17 protein-coding genes are annotated in these 16,169 nt (G+C 73.2%); 11 read left to right on the top strand and 6 right to left on the bottom strand.

The window, feature by feature from the left end; genetic code table 11:
• Positions 1–85: 85 nt before the first annotated feature.
• Positions 86–856 carry a sulfite exporter TauE/SafE family protein gene (locus ABD091_RS04410; RefSeq protein ID WP_343915932.1) on the bottom strand — a complete coding sequence of 257 codons (771 nt, stop codon included), beginning with the start codon at positions 854–856 and terminating at the stop codon, positions 86–88.
• Complete coding sequence (locus ABD091_RS04405) at positions 853–1,554, bottom strand: FadR/GntR family transcriptional regulator (RefSeq protein WP_343915931.1); 702 nt, start codon at positions 1,552–1,554, stop codon at positions 853–855. Before ABD091_RS04405 ends, ABD091_RS04410 begins: the two co-directional genes overlap by 4 nt.
• Positions 1,555–1,662: 108 nt before the next feature.
• On the opposite strand from ABD091_RS04405, the gene ABD091_RS04400 reads away from it, so the two are divergent.
• From ABD091_RS04400 to ABD091_RS04390, 3 genes are read left to right on the top strand one after another with little or no spacing between them, the layout of a single operon-like run.
• Positions 1,663–3,021, top strand: coding sequence for an SLC13 family permease (locus ABD091_RS04400; RefSeq protein WP_343915930.1), 1,359 nt, complete (start codon positions 1,663–1,665; stop codon positions 3,019–3,021).
• Between the two features lie 2 nt (positions 3,022–3,023).
• Positions 3,024–4,214, top strand: coding sequence for a CaiB/BaiF CoA transferase family protein (locus tag ABD091_RS04395; protein ID WP_343915929.1), 1,191 nt, complete (start codon positions 3,024–3,026; stop codon positions 4,212–4,214).
• Positions 4,211–5,638 carry a carboxyl transferase domain-containing protein gene (locus tag ABD091_RS04390; protein ID WP_343915928.1) on the top strand — a complete coding sequence of 476 codons (1,428 nt, stop codon included), beginning with the start codon at positions 4,211–4,213 and terminating at the stop codon, positions 5,636–5,638. Before ABD091_RS04395 ends, ABD091_RS04390 begins: the two co-directional genes overlap by 4 nt.
• A 72-nt stretch (positions 5,639–5,710) precedes the next feature.
• Here ABD091_RS04390 and ABD091_RS04385 read toward each other — a convergent pair whose 3' ends face one another.
• On the bottom strand, positions 5,711–7,183 hold the full coding sequence (locus ABD091_RS04385) for an MFS transporter (RefSeq protein WP_343915927.1): 1,473 nt from the start codon (positions 7,181–7,183) through the stop codon (positions 5,711–5,713).
• Positions 7,184–7,245: 62 nt separating this feature from the next.
• On the opposite strand from ABD091_RS04385, the gene ABD091_RS04380 reads away from it, so the two are divergent.
• Complete coding sequence (locus tag ABD091_RS04380) at positions 7,246–8,211, top strand: helix-turn-helix transcriptional regulator (RefSeq protein WP_343915926.1); 966 nt, start codon at positions 7,246–7,248, stop codon at positions 8,209–8,211.
• Between the two features lie 89 nt (positions 8,212–8,300).
• Here ABD091_RS04380 and ku read toward each other — a convergent pair whose 3' ends face one another.
• The 3 genes from ku to ABD091_RS04365 form a co-directional block, all read right to left on the bottom strand.
• Complete coding sequence (gene ku, locus ABD091_RS04375; RefSeq protein WP_343915925.1) at positions 8,301–9,182, bottom strand: non-homologous end joining protein Ku; 882 nt, start codon at positions 9,180–9,182, stop codon at positions 8,301–8,303.
• 36 nt (positions 9,183–9,218) lie between these two features.
• Positions 9,219–9,731 carry an OsmC family protein gene (locus tag ABD091_RS04370; RefSeq protein WP_343915924.1) on the bottom strand — a complete coding sequence of 171 codons (513 nt, stop codon included), beginning with the start codon at positions 9,729–9,731 and terminating at the stop codon, positions 9,219–9,221.
• Positions 9,732–9,797: 66 nt separating this feature from the next.
• Positions 9,798–10,175, bottom strand: coding sequence for a nuclear transport factor 2 family protein (locus tag ABD091_RS04365; RefSeq protein ID WP_343915923.1), 378 nt, complete (start codon positions 10,173–10,175; stop codon positions 9,798–9,800).
• A gap of 52 nt (positions 10,176–10,227) precedes the next feature.
• On the opposite strand from ABD091_RS04365, the gene ABD091_RS04360 reads away from it, so the two are divergent.
• The 7 genes from ABD091_RS04360 to ABD091_RS04330 all read left to right on the top strand — a co-directional run bounded on the left by ABD091_RS04360 (position 10,228) and on the right by ABD091_RS04330 (position 16,161).
• Positions 10,228–10,959, top strand: coding sequence for a VOC family protein (locus ABD091_RS04360; RefSeq protein WP_343915922.1), 732 nt, complete (start codon positions 10,228–10,230; stop codon positions 10,957–10,959).
• A 27-nt stretch (positions 10,960–10,986) separates the two neighbouring features.
• The gene (gene ligD, locus ABD091_RS04355) at positions 10,987–11,916 is read left to right on the top strand and encodes a non-homologous end-joining DNA ligase (protein ID WP_343915921.1); all 930 of its coding nucleotides are present in this window, start codon (positions 10,987–10,989) and stop codon (positions 11,914–11,916) included.
• Complete coding sequence (locus ABD091_RS04350; RefSeq protein WP_343915920.1) at positions 11,913–12,611, top strand: L,D-transpeptidase family protein; 699 nt, start codon at positions 11,913–11,915, stop codon at positions 12,609–12,611. The genes ligD (ABD091_RS04355) and ABD091_RS04350 overlap by 4 nt, the downstream gene beginning before the upstream one ends.
• Before the next feature lies 1 nt (position 12,612).
• Complete coding sequence (gene ligD, locus ABD091_RS04345) at positions 12,613–13,542, top strand: non-homologous end-joining DNA ligase (protein ID WP_343915919.1); 930 nt, start codon at positions 12,613–12,615, stop codon at positions 13,540–13,542.
• A 108-nt stretch (positions 13,543–13,650) separates the two neighbouring features.
• Complete coding sequence (locus ABD091_RS04340; protein ID WP_343915918.1) at positions 13,651–14,220, top strand: S24/S26 family peptidase; 570 nt, start codon at positions 13,651–13,653, stop codon at positions 14,218–14,220.
• A gap of 77 nt (positions 14,221–14,297) precedes the next feature.
• Positions 14,298–14,990, top strand: a complete 693-nt coding sequence (locus tag ABD091_RS04335) for a response regulator transcription factor (RefSeq protein WP_343915917.1) — start codon at positions 14,298–14,300, stop codon at positions 14,988–14,990.
• Positions 14,983–16,161, top strand: a complete 1,179-nt coding sequence (locus tag ABD091_RS04330; RefSeq protein WP_343915916.1) for a histidine kinase dimerization/phospho-acceptor domain-containing protein — start codon at positions 14,983–14,985, stop codon at positions 16,159–16,161. The genes ABD091_RS04335 and ABD091_RS04330 overlap by 8 nt, the downstream gene beginning before the upstream one ends.
• Positions 16,162–16,169: the final 8 nt, after the last annotated feature.

The raw sequence follows: 16,169 nt of genomic DNA, 5'->3' as shown, positions 1-16,169 counted from the left end.
GGGTTGTGACCGCCGAGTCGCGGACATGCGGCGTACGCCGTGTCGCAGGCGCGCGACTCGCGTGTCACAACCCCACGACTCGGCGTCAGAGGAGCAGGAGGGCGGCGACGATGCCGGCGGCGACGACCGCCCAGCGGAAGACGGCGTCGGGGAGCCTGCGGCCGATGCGCGCGCCGACGTAGCCGCCGACGAGCGAGCCGGCCGCGAGCAGCGCGGCGACGTCCCAGCGCGGGTCGGCGACCACGACGAAGATCAGCCCGGCCACGATGTTGCCGACCATCAGCGAGAGCGTCTTGAGCCCGTTGACGATCCGCAGCTCGAGGTCGGTGCCGATGCCGAGCACCGCCACCATCATCACGCCCGCCCCGGCGCCGAAGTAGCCGCCGTAGACCCCGGTGACGGTGGCGAACACCGTGGTCGCGGGTGACATGTGGCGCCGCTCGGACAACGCCTCGCCGTGCCGCCGCTCGTGGCGGACGCGCAGCCACCGGGCGATGCGCGGCTGGACGCCGACCAGGAGGCAGGTGAAGAGGATGAGGTAGGGGACGATCGCCTCGAAGACGCCGGGCGGCAGGCCGAGCAGGAGCGCGGCACCGAGGATCGCCCCGACGGCGCAGACCACGACGATGACCTTGGCGATCGGTCCGGCCTCGCGCACCTCCTCGCGATATCCGACGACCCCGCCCAGGCCGCCCGGGATCAGGCCGAGGGTGTTGGAGACGTTGGCGGTGACCGGGGGCAGGCCGAGCGCGACCAGGGTCGGGAAGCTGAGCAGGGAGGCGACGCCGACGGTGGAGGAGAGGATCCCCGCTCCGAGTCCCGCCGCTAGCACGACCAGCGCCTCGAGGGCGCTCACTGCTCCTCGCGCAGCAACGCGACGTCGCTGACCATCTCGACGTGGGAGTGCATCGCCGCCGCTGCGGCGTCCGGGTCGCCGGCCCGGATCGCCTCGGCGATCGCGCGGTGGCCGGCGAGCGAGTCCTGGGGCCGGCCGGGCTGGCCGAGCGACTCCAGCCGGGTCTCCTTGATCAGGTCGCCGATCTCGTCCATGAGCCGGGCGAGCAGCAGCGAGTGGGCGGCGGCGGTGACCGCGCCGTGGAAGCGCTCGTCACCCTCGACGCCGCGCCCACCCGCCTCGATGTCGGCCGCCATGGTGCGCAGCGCGTCGTCGATGCGCGCCAGGTCGTCGTCCGTACGCCGCCGCGCGGCGAGCGCCGCGATCTTGGTCTCGAGCGCGTCGCGGGTCTCGATGACCTCGGGGAGCCGGTCGGCGTGGTCGCGGATCGCCTCGACGATGCGGCCGGCGTGGCGGTGGCCGGTGACGACCGTGCCGTCGCCGTGCCGCACGGCCACGACCCCGACCACCTCGAGCGCCACGAGCGCCTGGCTGAGGGTGGCCCGGCTGACGCCGAGCCGCTGGGCGAGCTCGCGTTCCGGTGGCAGCCGGTCGCCCGGCTGCAGACCGTTGTCGGTGATCCACGCGGAGATCTGCCCGGCGACCTGTTCGTAGAGGCGGGTCCGGAGCAGCCGCGGCGGGAACGACGGCTCACTCATGGGCCCACCCTATTGACGACCGGCTCATTGTCCTATTGGCTAGGCCACTGATCCACCCGTGACGCCGGTCACCCCGATTGGCGCACCCACACTCTCGGGAGGTCCTCGATGGGTCCGGAACTGGTGGCGATCCTCGCCCTGGTCGTCTTGTTCGTGATCGGCACGCTGCTGCCGATCAACATGGGAGCGCTGGCCTACGTCGCCGCGTGGCTGGTCGGGATGTACTCCCTCGGCCTTGACGAGAAGGAGATCCTGGGCGGCATCAGTGCCGACCTGGTGCTGACCCTGATCGGCGTCACCTATCTCTTCGCGATCGCACGCCAGAACGGCACGGTCGACCTCATCGTCCGCAGGGCCGTCGAGCTCGCGCGCGGTCGCGTCTGGCTGATCCCGTGGGTGATGTTCGCCGTCACCGCGGTGATCACCGCGATCGGCGCCGCCAGCCCGGCCGCCTGCGCGATCATCGGCCCGATCGCGCTCGGCTTCGCCGGCCGCTACGGCATCAGCCCGCTGATGATGGGCATGTTCGTGGTCCACGGCGCCCAGGCAGGCGGCTTCTCGCCGATCTCGATCTACGGCACGATCACCAACTCCGTCATGGAGGACGCCGGTCTCGGCGACTCCCCGCTGACGCTGTTCTTCTCGAGCCTCGCGGTCAACACGGTGATGGCGCTGATCCTGTTCGTCGTCCTCGGCGGACGCAAGCTGATGACGCTGCGCCTCGACGGCGACGGCGAGCTCGTCGCGGTGGGCGACGGTCCCGGCGCCGCCCGGGCCGCCGGTGGCACGACGCGCCGGGACCGCTCGACGGCCCAGTCCGGCACGGGTGCCACCCCGACCACGGGCACCCCGGACACGGAGCACCTCGGCAACACCCGTGAGCACGTCCTCACCCTGCTCGCCTTCGTCGCCGTGGCGACCGTCGCGCTGGCCTTCGACAAGAACATCGGCTTCGCCGCGATCACCGCCGCGGTGCTGCTCTCGATCCTGTCGCCGAACGCCTACAAGGACACGGTCAAGCAGATCGCCTGGCCGACCGTCCTGCTCGTCGCGGGCGTCTCGACCTACGCCGCCATCCTGACCACCGCGGAGTCGCCGGAGTACGTCGGCACGTGGGCCGCCGGGCTCGGCGCGGCCGCCGTCGGCGCGCTGATCCTCTGCTACGTCGGCGGCGTCGTCTCGGCGTTCGCGTCGTCCACGGCCCTGCTGCCGGTGATCATCCCGATCGCGGTGCCGCTGATGTCGGAGGGCGGCCTCTCGGTCGGCCTCTTCGTCGCCGCGCTCGCGGTCAGCTCGACGATCGTCGACGTCAGCCCGTTCTCGACCAACGGCGCCCTGATGCTCGCCAACCGGCCGGACTCGGTCAGTGAGCCGGTCTACTACAAGCAGATCCTCACCTACGGCGTCATCGTGACGCTCGTCGGACCGCTCCTCGTCTGGGCCGCGCTGGTCCTCCCGGGGTGGTGACGGTGACCGGACCGCTCGAGGACGTCCTCGTCGTCGACCTCTCCCGCGCCCTCGCCGGGCCCCACGCGACGCAGATGCTGGGCGACCTCGGTGCCCGGGTCGTGAAGGTCGAGGCGCCCGGCACCGGCGACGACACCCGGGGTTGGGGTCCGCCGTTCGTCGGCGAGCCCGATGAGGCCGGGCGGCGCCAGTCGACCTACTTCCTCTGCACCAACCGCAACAAGGAGTCGATCGCGCTCGACCTCAAGAGCGAGGGCGACAAGCAGGTCCTCCTGGACCTGGTCGACCGCGCGGACGTGCTGGTCGAGAACTTCCGCACCGGGGTCCTCGAGCGGCTCGGCCTCGGCCTCGATGACCTGCGCCGCCGCAACCCGCGGCTGGTCGTCCTCTCGATCACCGGCTTCGGCCACGACGGCCCCGAGGGCGGCCGGGCCGGCTACGACCAGATCGCCCAGGGCGAGGCCGGACTGATGTCGCTCACCGGCTCGGGACCCGACGACCCGCAGCGCGTCGGCGTCCCCATCGCCGACCTGCTCTCGGGGATGTACGGCGCCTACGGCGTGCTCGCCGCGCTCAACGAGCGGCACCGCACCGGTCGGGGCCAGGTCGTGCGCACGTCGCTGCTGGCCGCGGTGGTCGGGGTCCACGCCTTCCAGGGGACCCGGTGGACCGTCGCGGGCGAGGTCGGCCGGGCGCAGGGCAACCACCATCCCTCGATCGCGCCCTACGGACTGTTCCACTGCCGCGACGGGGCGGTGCAGATCGCCCTGGGCAGCGAGGGACTGTGGCGGAAGTTCTGCGCGGGCTTCGGGCTCGACCCCGACGCCGCCGGCCTCGCCACGAACCAGGAGCGGGTCGCCGATCGGCAGCGGGTGATCGAGGTCGTCGAGGCGGCCTTCGCCGACGAGGACGCCGAGCCGCTCCTGACGCGGTTGTCCGAGCTCGGGATCCCCGCCGGCAAGGTCCGCACGCTCGACGAGGTCTACGACTGGGACCAGGTCGCGAGCCAGGGCCTGAAGGTCGGCGTCGACCACGCCACGCTGGGTCCGCTGACGCTGCCCGGTCCGCCGCTGCGCTTCTTCGGCGACGACGGTGAGGTGACCCGGCGCGACCACGGGGCCCCGCCGCTGCTCGACGAGCACGGACCCGCGATCCGGCAGTGGCTGGCGGGCTCCGAGGACGGCCGGGCGTGACCCGCCGCTGGACGGCCCACGAGCTGCTCGACCTGGTCCTCGACGAGGGCACCTTCGACTCCTGGGACGAGGCCGTCGACCTGACGGGTCTCGACGAGGGCTATCGCACGGCCCTCGAGGCGGCCGCCGCCAAGGCCGGGACCGACGAGTCGGTGCTGACCGGTCGTGGCGAGGTCCGGGGCCGGCCGGTCGCGGTCGTGGTCAACGAGTTCCGGTTCCTCGCCGGCTCGATCGGCCGGGTCGCCGCCGACCGGATCGCCAGCGCCGTACGCCGTGCGACCGCCGAGGGCCTGCCGGTGCTGGCCTCGACCGCGTCCGGCGGGACCCGGATGCAGGAGGGCACCCCGGCGTTCGTGCGGATGGTGGAGATCTCGCGGGCACTGATGGACCACCGGGCCGCCGGGCTGCCCTACCTCGTCCACCTGCGCCACCCCACGACCGGCGGCGTCTACGCCTCGTGGGGGTCGCTCGGCCACGTGACCGTGGCCGAGCCCGGGGCCCTGGTGGGCTTCCTGGGACCGAAGGTCTACGAGGGCCTCCACGGCCGGCCGTTCCGGCCGGGGGTCCAGGTCGCCGAGCACCTCGCGGCGACCGGTGTCATCGACGGCGTCGTCGCGGCCGAGGACCTGCCCGCGATGGTCGACCTCGCCCTCTCCGTGCTGGTCGACCCACCCGGCCCGGGCGCCCTGCCGCGTCGTACGGACGGCGAGGTCGGAACGCGCTCCGCCTGGGAGAGCGTCGAGCGCACCCGGCTCCACGAGCGTGCCGGCGTCCGCGACCTGCTGGCCCACGGCGCGACCGGGACCGTCCAGCTGCGCGGCACCGACGAGGGCGAGCGTGACTCGACGGTGATGGTGGCGCTGACCCGGCTCGACGACCAGCCGTGCGTGGTCGTCGGCCAGGACCGCTCCCGGCAGGCGCCGGGCCACGCGATGGGCCCCGGTGCACTGCGGGAGGCGCGCCGCGGCATGCGGCTGGCCGAGGAGCTCGGCCTGCCGCTGGTCTGCGTCATCGACACCCCCGGGGCCGAGCTGTCGCCGCAGGCCGAGGAACGGGCGATCGCGGGCGAGATCGCGCGGTGCATCGCGACGCTGACGACGATGACGGTCCCGACGGTCTCGGTCATCCTCGGCGAGGGCTGCGGCGGCGGAGCGCTCGCGCTGCTGCCGGCCCGGACGGTGGTCGCGACCGAGCACGCCTGGCTCTCGCCGTTGCCGCCCGAGGGCGCGAGCGTCATCGTCCACGGCGACACCGACCACGCCGCCGAGATGGCGACCCGGCAGCGGGTCCGCGCCGCCGACCTCCTCGCCGACGGCGTCGTCCACCACGTCGTCCCCGAGGTCGACGGCGAGCCCGCCCGCGACCTCGCCGTGGCCGTCGCCGCCGAGGTCGGCGCCCGGCTGCGGGAGTTGTCGTTTGGCTAACGTCAGATCCGGTGCGCTTCCCACGGGTTACAGCCCGTGGGAAGCGCACCGGATCACCAGTTAGCCGTCGGGTCAGTGCACCTCGACCGGCTCGGCGGGAGCGGCCTCGGGGAGGGCGCGGCTCGCGAGGGCGGCGACGACCATGAGGGCGGCGACGACGAGGAGCACGACCTGGAAGGCCGGGCCGAAGACCTCGGCCGGCACCCGCGTGGCCTGTCGTGAGGCGACCTCGAAGAACACCGTGCCGAGCAGGGCGATGCCGACGGCGTTGGCGAGCTGGGTCGTGGTGTTGAACAGTCCGGACGCCGAGCCGGCGCGCTCGACGGGCACCTCGGAGATCGTGAACATCCCGATCGGGGCGACCATCAGGCCGAAGCCCGCACCGAGGACGACGAGGGTCGGCACGAACCACCAGTACGACGTGTCGGCGGTCGCGCCGTGCACGACCAGCGCCTGGAGCAGGGCGCCGACCGCGAGCACGCCGGCGCCGAGCGACATCACCCGGCGACCGATGCGCGGTGCGATCACCGTGACGCCGACCCCGGCGAACACCGCCGTGGTCAGCGCGAACGGGACGCTCACCAGGCCGGCCTTGAGGACCGACCAGCCCAGGCCCGCCTGGACGTAGACCGTCTGCGCGAGGAAGTACGCCGCCATCGAGACGAACAGCACGAGCAGGACCGTGCTGCCACCCGCGAACGCACGGTTGCGGTAGAGCGACAGGGTGAGCAGCGGCTCGCCACCGGCGACCTCGGCCCGGTGCTGGCGCACCGCGAACCGGACCAGCACGCCGGCACCGAGCGCCATCAGGGCGAAGACCCACAGCGGCCAGCCCTCCTCGCGACCCATGGTCAGCGGGTAGAGCACCGCCAGCAGCCCGAGGCCCAGGGTCAGCGTGCTGCCGACCCGCAGGTCGGGCCGGCGCGCGCCGTACGACTCGGGGATCAGTCGCAGGGCTGCGACCAGCGCGAGCAGGCCGAGCGGGACGTTGACGAGGAAGACCGGGCGCCAGCTGCTGCCGGCGATGTCGGCCTCGGTGAGGACGGCGCCGAGCACCGGGCCGAGGACCGTGGCGAGCCCGGCGAGCCCGCTGAACGCGCCCATCGCCTTCGCCCGCTCGTGGGGCGCGTAGAGCACCTGGATGCTCGACATCACCTGCGGGATCATCGCGGCCGCGCCGAGGCCCTGGAGGGCGCGGAAGGTCACGAGCGACGCGGCCGTGGGGGCGAGCCCGCAGGCGGCCGACATCAGCGTGAAGCCGACGAGGCCGGCGACGAAGAGTCGCTTGCGTCCGAAGGCGTCGCCGAGCCGTGAGCCGGTCACGAGCGCCACGGCGAAGGCGAGCGGGTAGGCCGCCACCATCCACTGCAGCTGCACGCCGGTCGCGCCGAGCTCGGCCTCGATCGTGGGGAGCGCGACGTTGACGATGGTCGCGTCCATCAGCTCCATGGTCGAGGCGAGCAGCAGGCTGATGAGCGCCGCCGTCCGTGCCCGGCCCGTGAGCGTGTCCGTCGGTGTCCGAGAGGTGTCGAGTGTGAGTGCCATGTCTCCGACGCTAGGAGGTGTTCCGGCCACTTCTTGACCGCTATGTGCGACAGTCTGAGGTCATGGCCAACACGTCCTCCCGCACCCTGCGGCTGCTCTCGCTGCTCCAGACCCACCGGTTCTGGCCGGGCGGCGAGCTCGCCGAGCGGCTCGAGGTCTCCGACCGGACGCTCCGTCGCGACATCGAGCGGCTGCGCGACCTCGGCTACCCCGTCCACTCGAGCCGAGGCCTCGAGGGCGGCTACCAGCTCGCCCCGGGCGGCTCGATGCCGCCGCTGGTCGTCGACGAGGACGAGGCGATCGCGATGGTGGTCGCCCTCGGCACCGCCGCCAGCACCTACGGCGGCACGCTGTCGGAGGCGTCGCTCTCGGCGCTCACGAAGGTGGTGCAGGTGCTCCCGGCCCGGCTGCGGCGTCGCGCCGAGTCGCTGCGGTCGGCCACCGTGGACTCCCCGTTCTCCCGGGCGCCGGAGGTCGAGGCCGGGGTGCTGGCCACGGTGGCCCAGGCGATCCGCGACTCCGAGCGGCTGCGGTTCGGCTACACGGCGCGGGGAGGCAGCAAGCCGGGGGAGGACCTCCGCCGCCACGTCGAGCCCCACCAGCTGGTGACCGTCGGCCGACGGTGGTACCTCCTCGGCTACGACCTCGACCGTCACGACTGGCGGTCCTTCCGGCTCGACCGGCTGCGCGGGCCGGTCGGCACCAAGGCGGTCTTCCGTCCCCGCGAGGTGCCGGGCGGGGACGCCGCGGCCTACGTCCGCGAGGGGATCTCGGGGCGCGACCGCGGCCTGCGCTTCACCGTCGCGGTCACCGCCCCGGAGGAGCACGTACGCCGCCGCATCGGCGTCTGGGGCCGGGTCGACGAGGTCGCGGGCGACCGGGTGGTGGTCACCTTCGAGGCGCAGGACCTGCGGTGGGCCGTCTTCGGGATCGTCTACCTCGAGGCACCCGTCGAGCTGCTGGAGGCCCCCGACGAGCTGCGCGCCGCGATCGCGGAGTGGCGCGACCGGCTGGCCGCGATGGTCTGACGCCGGGTCTCGACACGACGGTCGCGACCTCGTCCCTCGGTCGCGCGTCTCGCTCGACCACCATCAGCGGGTCCGCTGGCGCGGCCCCGCTAGGACGCCTTCTTCTTGGCCGCCTTCTTGGTGGTCTTCTTCGCAGCCTTCTTCTTCGGCTTCTCCTCGGCCTTCTCGTCGTCGGAGGACGACTCGCCGCGGGCCGACTTGGCGGCCTCGACCGACTTCTGGAGCGCGGCGAGCAGGTCGACGACCTCGCCCGAGGACTTGGTCGAGGTCGGGGTGCGCTTGATCTCGCCGCCCTCGATCTTGGCCTTCACCAGGGCCTGCACGGCCTCGGCGTAGTCGTCCTCGAAGTCGGAGACGTCGAAGTCGCCGGCCAGGGTCTCGACCAGCATGTTGGCCATCTTGACCTCGGAGTCCTTCACCTCGCCCGACTCGACGTTGAAGTCGGGGGTGCGGATCTCGTCGGGCCACATCATGGTCTGGAGAACGATCACGCCTCCGCCTTCGCCGGGCTTGACCCGGAGCACCGCGATCGTCGTGCGCTGGCGTAGCGCGACGGTCACGACGGCCATCCGGTCGGCGTCGAGGAGGGCCTGGCGCAGCAGTGCGTAGGGCTTGGCGCCGGTCTTCTCGGGCTCGAGGTAGTAGGACTTCTCCAACAGCATCGGGTCGATCTGGTCGGAGGGCACGAACTTCTCGACCGCGATCTCGCGGGAGGAGGTCACCGGCAGGTCGGCCATGTCGTCGTCGGTGAGGATGACCATCTCGCCGTCCTCGGTCTCGTAGCCCTTGGCGATGTCGGCGTAGGCCACCTCCTCGCCGTCGATCGAGCAGGTGCGCTGGTACTTGATGCGGCCGCCGTCCTTGGCGTGGACCTGCCGGAAGGACACGTCGTGGGACTCCGTCGCGGAGTAGAGCTTCACCGGGACGTTGACCAGCCCGAAGCTGACCGAGCCCTTCCAGATCGCACGCATGGACCGAGGGTAGCCGTGACCACCCCCACGCCGCCGCTAGCGACGGCGCACGACGACCGTCGGTGCGGTGGCCAGGCTCTGGCCCACGACGCAGTAGCGCTCGGTCGTCGTGGCGAGCCGCTCGAGGACCGCGTCGTCGAGGTCGCCGTCTCCGCAGTCGACCACCGCCGTCACGGTCACCGGGCCGATGCCGACCGGCACCGAGCGGTCGAGACCGAGGGTGCCGCGGGCGTCGAAGCTGCTCTTCGCGGTGAGCGACGCCGAGCGCAGGTCGAGCCCCATCGCGGTCGCCACGCTGCGCAGCGTCACGCCGGCGCAGGCGAGCAGCGCCTCGAGGAGCATGTCGCCGGAGCAGGCGTCCGAGCCGTCGCCACCGGTCGCGGGGTGGAGGCCGGCGCGCACCGGGCCGGCCCAACCGTCGACGGTCGCCGTGATGCCGGGGTCGCGCAGGTCGCCCCGCGCCTGGAGGGCGGTGTCCGCCGACGCCGGGTCGGCGGCGTAGCGCTCGCGCAGCGGGGCCTGCAGGGCTCGGAGCTGGGATCGGTCCATGGCCCGAGGACACCACGGCGGGGGCGGCCCGTCACCCCCGGACCGGACAGGGCGCCGGCGCTCGACTCACCAGCGCTCGACGAGGTGGTCGCGCCCGGGCGGTGGGTCGTAGGGCTCGGGCCAGAAGTCGTCGACCTTCGTCACCAGGCCGTCGACGACGGTCAGGACGTGGAGGCCGGTCATCTCCTCGCCGTCGACGGCGAAGGAGGTCCAGGCGAACCCGCCGGAGTCGTCGGCCAGGACCCGCACGACGGTCACGTGCCAGTCGCCGGGGAACTCGGCGTTGAAGCGGACGTAGGGGTCGCGGCCGGTCACCCGCTCGCGGGTCTGGTGGGCCTCGTAGACGACGTCGGGGTGGAGCAGCGCGGCGAACCCCTCCCAGTCGCGGGCCTCGGCGGTCGACCAGTAGCGGCGGACCAGCTCGGCGTTCGGGTGGATCGTCATGGCAGGAGCGTCGCACCTGCCGCCGACAGCGTCCGGTCGATACGGTGAACACGTGTACCTCGAGAACGTCGTGATGGATGCGGTCGACCCGGGGCTCGTGGGCAGGTTCTGGGAGCAGGCGCTCGGCGGCAGCAACCTGACCCGCGACCCTGACAGCTACGAGACCCGGGTGAAGGTCGACGGCGGCCCGGTCCTCGACGTCTGCGTGCAGCAGGTGCCGGTGCCGCCCGCCGAGCCGCTGCGGCTCCACCTCGACCTGTCACCGGGCGGCGACCAGGAGGCCACGGTCGAGCGGCTGCTCGGCCTCGGCGCACGCCACCTCGACATCGGGCAGGGCGACGTGCCGTGGGTCGTGATGGCCGACCCCGAGGGCACCCCCTTCTGCGTCATGGAGGAGCGTGCGGCCTACGCCGCGAGCGGCCCGGTCGCCGCGCTCCCGCTCGACTCCTCCGACCCCGACCGCGACGCCCGGCTCTGGGGCCTGCTGTCGGGCTGGACCGACGTCGACGGCCCAGCCGGAGGTGCGCCCCGCTCGCTGCGCCACCCCTCCGGCCTCGGCCCGCTCCTCGAGCTGTGCCCCGAGCCGGCGCGCAAGGACGTCGGGGCCAAGAACCGGATCCACCTCGACATCCGGCTGCAGTCCGGGGACGACCCGCGCGAGGTGCGTGCCCGGATCCTCGGCCTCGGCGGCCGTGACCACGAGCACGACTGGGGCCCGTTGCCCTGGCAGGTCTACCGTGACGGCTCCGGCAACGAGCTGTGCGTGCTGCCCGCACGCGACTGACGGGCCGGCCGGCGGGAAGGGGCTGACATGAGCGCGCTGCGTCCGATGCTCGCCACCGCGACCGACCACCTCCCGACCGGGCCGGACTGGGTCCACGAGGTCAAGTGGGACGGGGTGCGGGTCCTCGTCGACGTGCGTGCCGGCGCCGGAGCGGCGCGGATGACCAGCCGCAACGGCAACGTGGTGACGCCTGCGTGGCCCGACCTGAGCGAGCCGCCGCTCGGCGACCGGGACGTCCTCGTCGACGGCGAGGTGATCGCGCTCAACGAGCGCGGCGTCCCCGACTTCCGCACCCTCCAGCACCGGATGCACGTACGCCGCGCGGCCGACGCGGCCCGGCTCGCCGACTCGATCCCGGCGACGCTGATGGTCTTCGACCTGCTCCGGCTCGACGGTGACGACCTCACGGGCCGACCGCTCGCCGAGCGCCGGGAGCTCCTCGCAGGGCTGGGGATGACCGGCTGGCAGGTGCCCGCGTCCTACGACGACGGCGCGATGCTGTGGGACGCGACCCTCCAGCAGGGGCTCGAGGGTGTGGTCAGCAAGCGGGTGACCTCGCGCTACCGCTTCGACACCCGCAGCCGCGACTGGCTCAAGCGGGCCCACCGCCACCGCGGGACGTTCGTGGTCGGCGGGTGGCGGCCGCAGGTCGGCACCGACGACCGGCTGGCCGCCGTCCTGGTCGGGGAGGTGACGCCCGACGGGCTCGCCTACCGCGGTCGTGTCGGGAGCGGGATCACGGGCGCGACCGCGCGACGGCTCCAGGAGATGCTGGCCCCGCTCACCCGCACCGACAGCCCCTTCTCGGACGAGGTGCCGCGGGTCGACGCGAGCGGCACGACCTGGGTCGAGCCGGTCGTCGTGGTCGACGTCGACACCCACGGCCCCGGCTACGATCGCCTGCGCCAGCCGTCGTTCCAGGGCGTCCGTTCCGACCTCACGCCGGAGGACCTGTGAAGCCGCTCCTCAGCCTGCTGCTCCTCGCGACCCTGCTGCTGGTCCCGAGCCCCGCGCTCGCGACGTCCGCCGCCGACACCGTCACGCTCGACGGGGTGACCGTGCGCGTCCGGCCCGGCACCGAGCAGGTCGTCACCGTCAACCACACGAAGGGCCACCACGCACGGGTCACCTTCTGGTCGCGCTCCGGCCAGCGCTGGGAGAAGCGCTTCGCCGCCGGTGACGGCCGGATCGGCTACGGCGGCCTCGTGCGGGCCAAGCGCCGGGTGCAGGGCTCGGGCAGGACCCCGCTCGGCACCTTCCGGATGCCGTGGGCGTTCGGCATGCACCACCAGAAGGACGCGTGGGACCCCTCCTACCGCAAGGTCCGCACGGGCGACTACTGGGTGCTCGACAACCAGAGCGACCACTACAACCGCTACCGCAACAAGCAGCAGGGCGGGTTCCGCTGGCGGCTGCCGGCGAGCGACCCGAACGGCTCGGAGCGGCTCCAGGACTATCCCGTGCAGTACGAGTGGGCGGTCACGACCAGCTTCAACAGCAACCAGGTGAAGCAGCGGGGCGGCGCGATCTTCCTCCACGTCAACGGGTCCGGCGCGACGGCGGGCTGCGTCAGCGCGCCGCGCTGGTTCCTCAAGCGGCTGATGCGGCGGCTCGACCAGGACCGGAAGCCCGTGATCGCGATCGGTCGCTGACGTGGCGCCGTCGGAGGGGAGCGAGGTCCGGGTCGACGTCGAGGGCCGCACGCTGACGCTGAGCAACCTCGACAAGGTGCTCTACCCGCAGACCGGGACGACCAAGGGCGAGGTCATCAACTACTACGCCCAGGTCTCACCCGTCCTGCTGCCGCACCTCCGCGACCGTGCGGTGACCCGCGTGCGCTGGCCCCACGGCACGGCCGGCTCGAGCTTCTTCGAGAAGAACGCGCCGAACGGGACGCCGTCCTGGGTCCGTACGGCGCACGTGCCGACGACCGGCTCGCGCGGGGAGTCGCGGCACTCAGGAGCCAGGGCGGACCACCTCGACTTCCCGGTCTGCGACGACCTCGCGACGCTGACCTGGCTCGCCAACCTCGCGGCCCTCGAGCTCCACGTCCACCAGTGGACGGTCGGCCGCAACGGCCGGCCGCGCAATCCCGACAGGCTCGTCATCGACCTCGACCCCGGCGACGGCGCGGGCCTCCACGAGTGTGCCCAGGTCGCCCTGCTGGTGAGGGAGCGGCTCGAGGTGCGCGACCTCGAGGCGTTCGCGGTCACCAGCGGCAGCAAGGGCCTCCACCTCTACGCCGCACTGCCGGGCCGACTGAACCCCGAGGGCACGACCGGGCTGGCGAAGGAGGTTGCCGAGGAGCTCCAGAAGGAGCACCCCTCCCAGGTGACGGCGACGATGACGAAGTCGAAGCGCTCGGGAAAGGTGTTCCTCGACTGGTCGCAGAACGCCGGTTCCAAGACGACGCTGTCGCCCTACTCCCTGCGGGGCAAGGAGAAGCCCTACGTCGCCGCACCGCTCACGTGGGACGAGGTCGAGGACGGCGCCGACGACCCGGTGGCGCTGGAGCAGCTGCGGTTCGAGCAGGTGCTGGAGCGGGTCGCCGAGCACGGCGACCTGCTGTCCGGCCTGGGCTGACAGACCCACCCGACCGGGTGAGGGGGTTACCCAACTGGTCACCGACCGTGGCCGCAGCGAGGCACGCAGGAGTCCGCAGCGTGGTCGGCCCCCACCTAGGTTCGGGGTGTGGAGATCACCGCGAGGCCGCGACGCCGTGGCGGGGTGCGTGCCCTCAAGGCCGTGCTGGCCGCGGTCTGCCTCGCGTCGGTGGCGCTCCTGGTGCCGGCGGCCCTGGGCTACGGCATCCACGTCGTGGGGGACGGCGCGATGGACGGGACCCTGTCCCGCGGTTCGCTCGTCCTCGACGAGCAGGTCCCGCGGGGCGAGCTGGCCGTCGGCGACGTCGTCACGCTGACCCCGCCCGGTGCGGCCGACCTCGTCGTACGCCGGGTGGTCGCCATCGACGACGAGGGCGTGCGCACGACCGGTGACGCGACGGGCGGTGACCCCTGGGTGGTGCCCGAGACGGGCACGGAGCGGGTCGCCCTGACGGTGCCGGCGCTCGGCTGGCCGCTGCTGGCCCTCCACTCCATGTCGCTGCCGCCGTGGGCGCCCGCAGGGGTCGCGATCGGGCTCGCCGTGCTGCTCGTCGGCCTGCGCCGGGCCGGGCGCGGCGACGACGACGGGGTCCCGGCGGTCGCCGCGGCCGCCGTCCAGGGCGTGCCGGCGAGGCAGCCGACGCCTCCCGTGGGGTGACGTGGTGACCTGCCTCGCCGACATGACCTCACCGAACACGAGCGTGACGGGGGTCTCCCGCCCGTATGCTCCTCCTCATGACGCGTGTTCTGGTCGTGGAGGACGAGGAAGACATCGCCTTCCCCCTGGTTCGCACCCTCGAGCGTGAGGGCTACGAGGTGATCCGGGTGGACAGCGGCGAGGTCGCCCTCGACTTCATCGACGGCCACGAGACCGACGTCATGATCCTCGACCTCGGTCTGCCCGGCATGGACGGGCTCGAGGTCTGCCAGAAGGCTCGCGCGCAGGGTTATGCCGGCGCGATCCTGATCGTCACCGCACGGGCCGGCGAGCTCGACCGGGTGGTCGGCCTCGACTACGGCGCCGACGACTACCTGTCGAAGCCGTTCGGCCTCGCCGAGCTCCAGGCCCGGGTCCGGGCCCTGCTGCGGCGTACCGGCCAGCCGGCCGTGGCCTCCCAGCCGGAGCGCCGACCCGACCAGCTGCAGATCGACCAGGCCGCGCGCCGGGTCTTCTACGGCGACGCCGAGGTCATGCTCACCGGCAAGGAGTACGACGTGCTCGACATCCTCGTCGCCCAGCGCGGCAAGGTGGTGTCGCGCGACCGGCTGATGGCCGACGTGTGGGACGAGAACTGGTACGGCTCCACGAAGACCTTGGACGTCACCATCGGGCGGCTGCGTGCCAAGCTCGAGGGCTCCGAGGTGGCCGAGAGGATCGTCGCGGTTCGCGGGGTGGGGTTCCGCCTCGAGGGCCCTCCCGATGCGTGAGCGGATCGCCGCTGCCTTCGTCCTCCTTGCGATCGTCCTGGTCGCGATCGTCGTCTCCGTCCGCGCCTGGACCCTCCAGGACTTCCTCCTCGACCGGGAGCAGGCCGAGCAGCGCCAGGCCGCCGAGCTGGTCGCCGCCGTCATCGCCGACCGGGTGGAGTCGGGCCAACCGGTCGACCGGGAGCTCCTCATCGAGCTGATCGGGCTCGAGTCGAGGCTCCAGTACGACGGGCCCGACGGGAGCGTCGTCGTCCAGGGCCGCGCCTACGACACCGACGAGGGGGTCATCTCGGCGACGGTCGAGGCCGGCGAGGGCCAGGTCGAGCTCTCGACGTCGGCCCGTCAGCTGTCCGCGACGTCGGCGCGCCAGGTCACCTCGCTGCTGATGCTGGGCGTGCTGCTGACCCTGCTGGCCGGTCTCGCCGGCTGGTGGCTGGCCTCCCGCCTCGCCGCGCCCTTCCGGTCCCTGGCGGTCGCGGCCGGCGCGATGGGGCGCGGCCGGGTCGACGTGGCCGTCCCCGAAACCCGGATCCCCGAGGCCCGTGCGATCGCGCAGGCGCTGCGGGCCGGCGTGTCCCAGCTCGCGACCCGGCTCGCCCGGGAGCGCGAGTTCGCCGAGTACGCCTCCCACGAGCTGCGGACGCCGCTCACGGCCCTCCAGCTCGAGCTGGAGGACCTCGCGATGCGCGGCGACGTCCCCGACGACGCCCGCGCGACCGCCCGGCGCGGCCTCCAGCGGGTGCGCGACGTCGACGCCGCAGCGGGACGGCTGGTCGCGATCACGCGCCAGGGGGCCCTCGTCGAGGGCGGCCAGGTCGCCCTGAGCGAGCTCGCCATCCACGTCATCCAGTCGTGGGCCGACCGGCTCGGCCCGCAGCGGCGTACGGTCACGGCCGGGGTGGAGGGCGATCTCCACCTCACCTTCACGCCCGGCCCCGTCGAGCAGGTGCTCGAGCTCGTCCTCGACGAGGTCGTCGGCGGCGAGGGCGCGGTCCGGCTGTTGTTCGAGGGCAGCCCGAGCCACGTCCGGGTCGAGGTGCCGGCCGGCGTCGCCTCGGCACCGCCGCACCCCGGGCTGACCGGGGCCCGCGAGCTCGCCGAGCAGCAGGGCGGACGGGTCACCGGCGACCTCACCGCCGGCGGCGTGACCGTCTGGATGCCACGCCGCTAGCGGTGTCG

The organism is Nocardioides aestuarii, from assembly GCF_039527245.1.
GTDB classification, from domain to species: Bacteria; Actinomycetota; Actinomycetes; order Propionibacteriales; family Nocardioidaceae; genus Nocardioides; species Nocardioides aestuarii.
The sequence above is the reverse complement of the archived record's forward strand: the minus strand, read 5'-3'. Positions and strand labels throughout refer to the sequence as shown.

Coding starts and splice junctions, on each gene's coding strand:
- ABD091_RS04370 (WP_343915924.1), bottom strand. CDS start 9,731: ATGGACCGATCCCAGCTCCGAGCCCTGCAGGCCCCGCTGCGCGAGCGC.
- ABD091_RS04335 (WP_343915917.1), top strand. CDS start 14,298: ATGACGCGTGTTCTGGTCGTGGAGGACGAGGAAGACATCGCCTTCCCC.
- ABD091_RS04380 (WP_343915926.1), top strand. CDS start 7,246: ATGGCCAACACGTCCTCCCGCACCCTGCGGCTGCTCTCGCTGCTCCAG.
- ligD (WP_343915921.1), top strand. CDS start 10,987: ATGAGCGCGCTGCGTCCGATGCTCGCCACCGCGACCGACCACCTCCCG.
- ABD091_RS04330 (WP_343915916.1), top strand. CDS start 14,983: ATGCGTGAGCGGATCGCCGCTGCCTTCGTCCTCCTTGCGATCGTCCTG.
- ku (WP_343915925.1), bottom strand. CDS start 9,182: ATGCGTGCGATCTGGAAGGGCTCGGTCAGCTTCGGGCTGGTCAACGTC.
- ABD091_RS04400 (WP_343915930.1), top strand. CDS start 1,663: ATGGGTCCGGAACTGGTGGCGATCCTCGCCCTGGTCGTCTTGTTCGTG.
- ABD091_RS04365 (WP_343915923.1), bottom strand. CDS start 10,175: ATGACGATCCACCCGAACGCCGAGCTGGTCCGCCGCTACTGGTCGACC.
- ABD091_RS04385 (WP_343915927.1), bottom strand. CDS start 7,183: ATGGCACTCACACTCGACACCTCTCGGACACCGACGGACACGCTCACG.
- ABD091_RS04405 (WP_343915931.1), bottom strand. CDS start 1,554: ATGAGTGAGCCGTCGTTCCCGCCGCGGCTGCTCCGGACCCGCCTCTAC.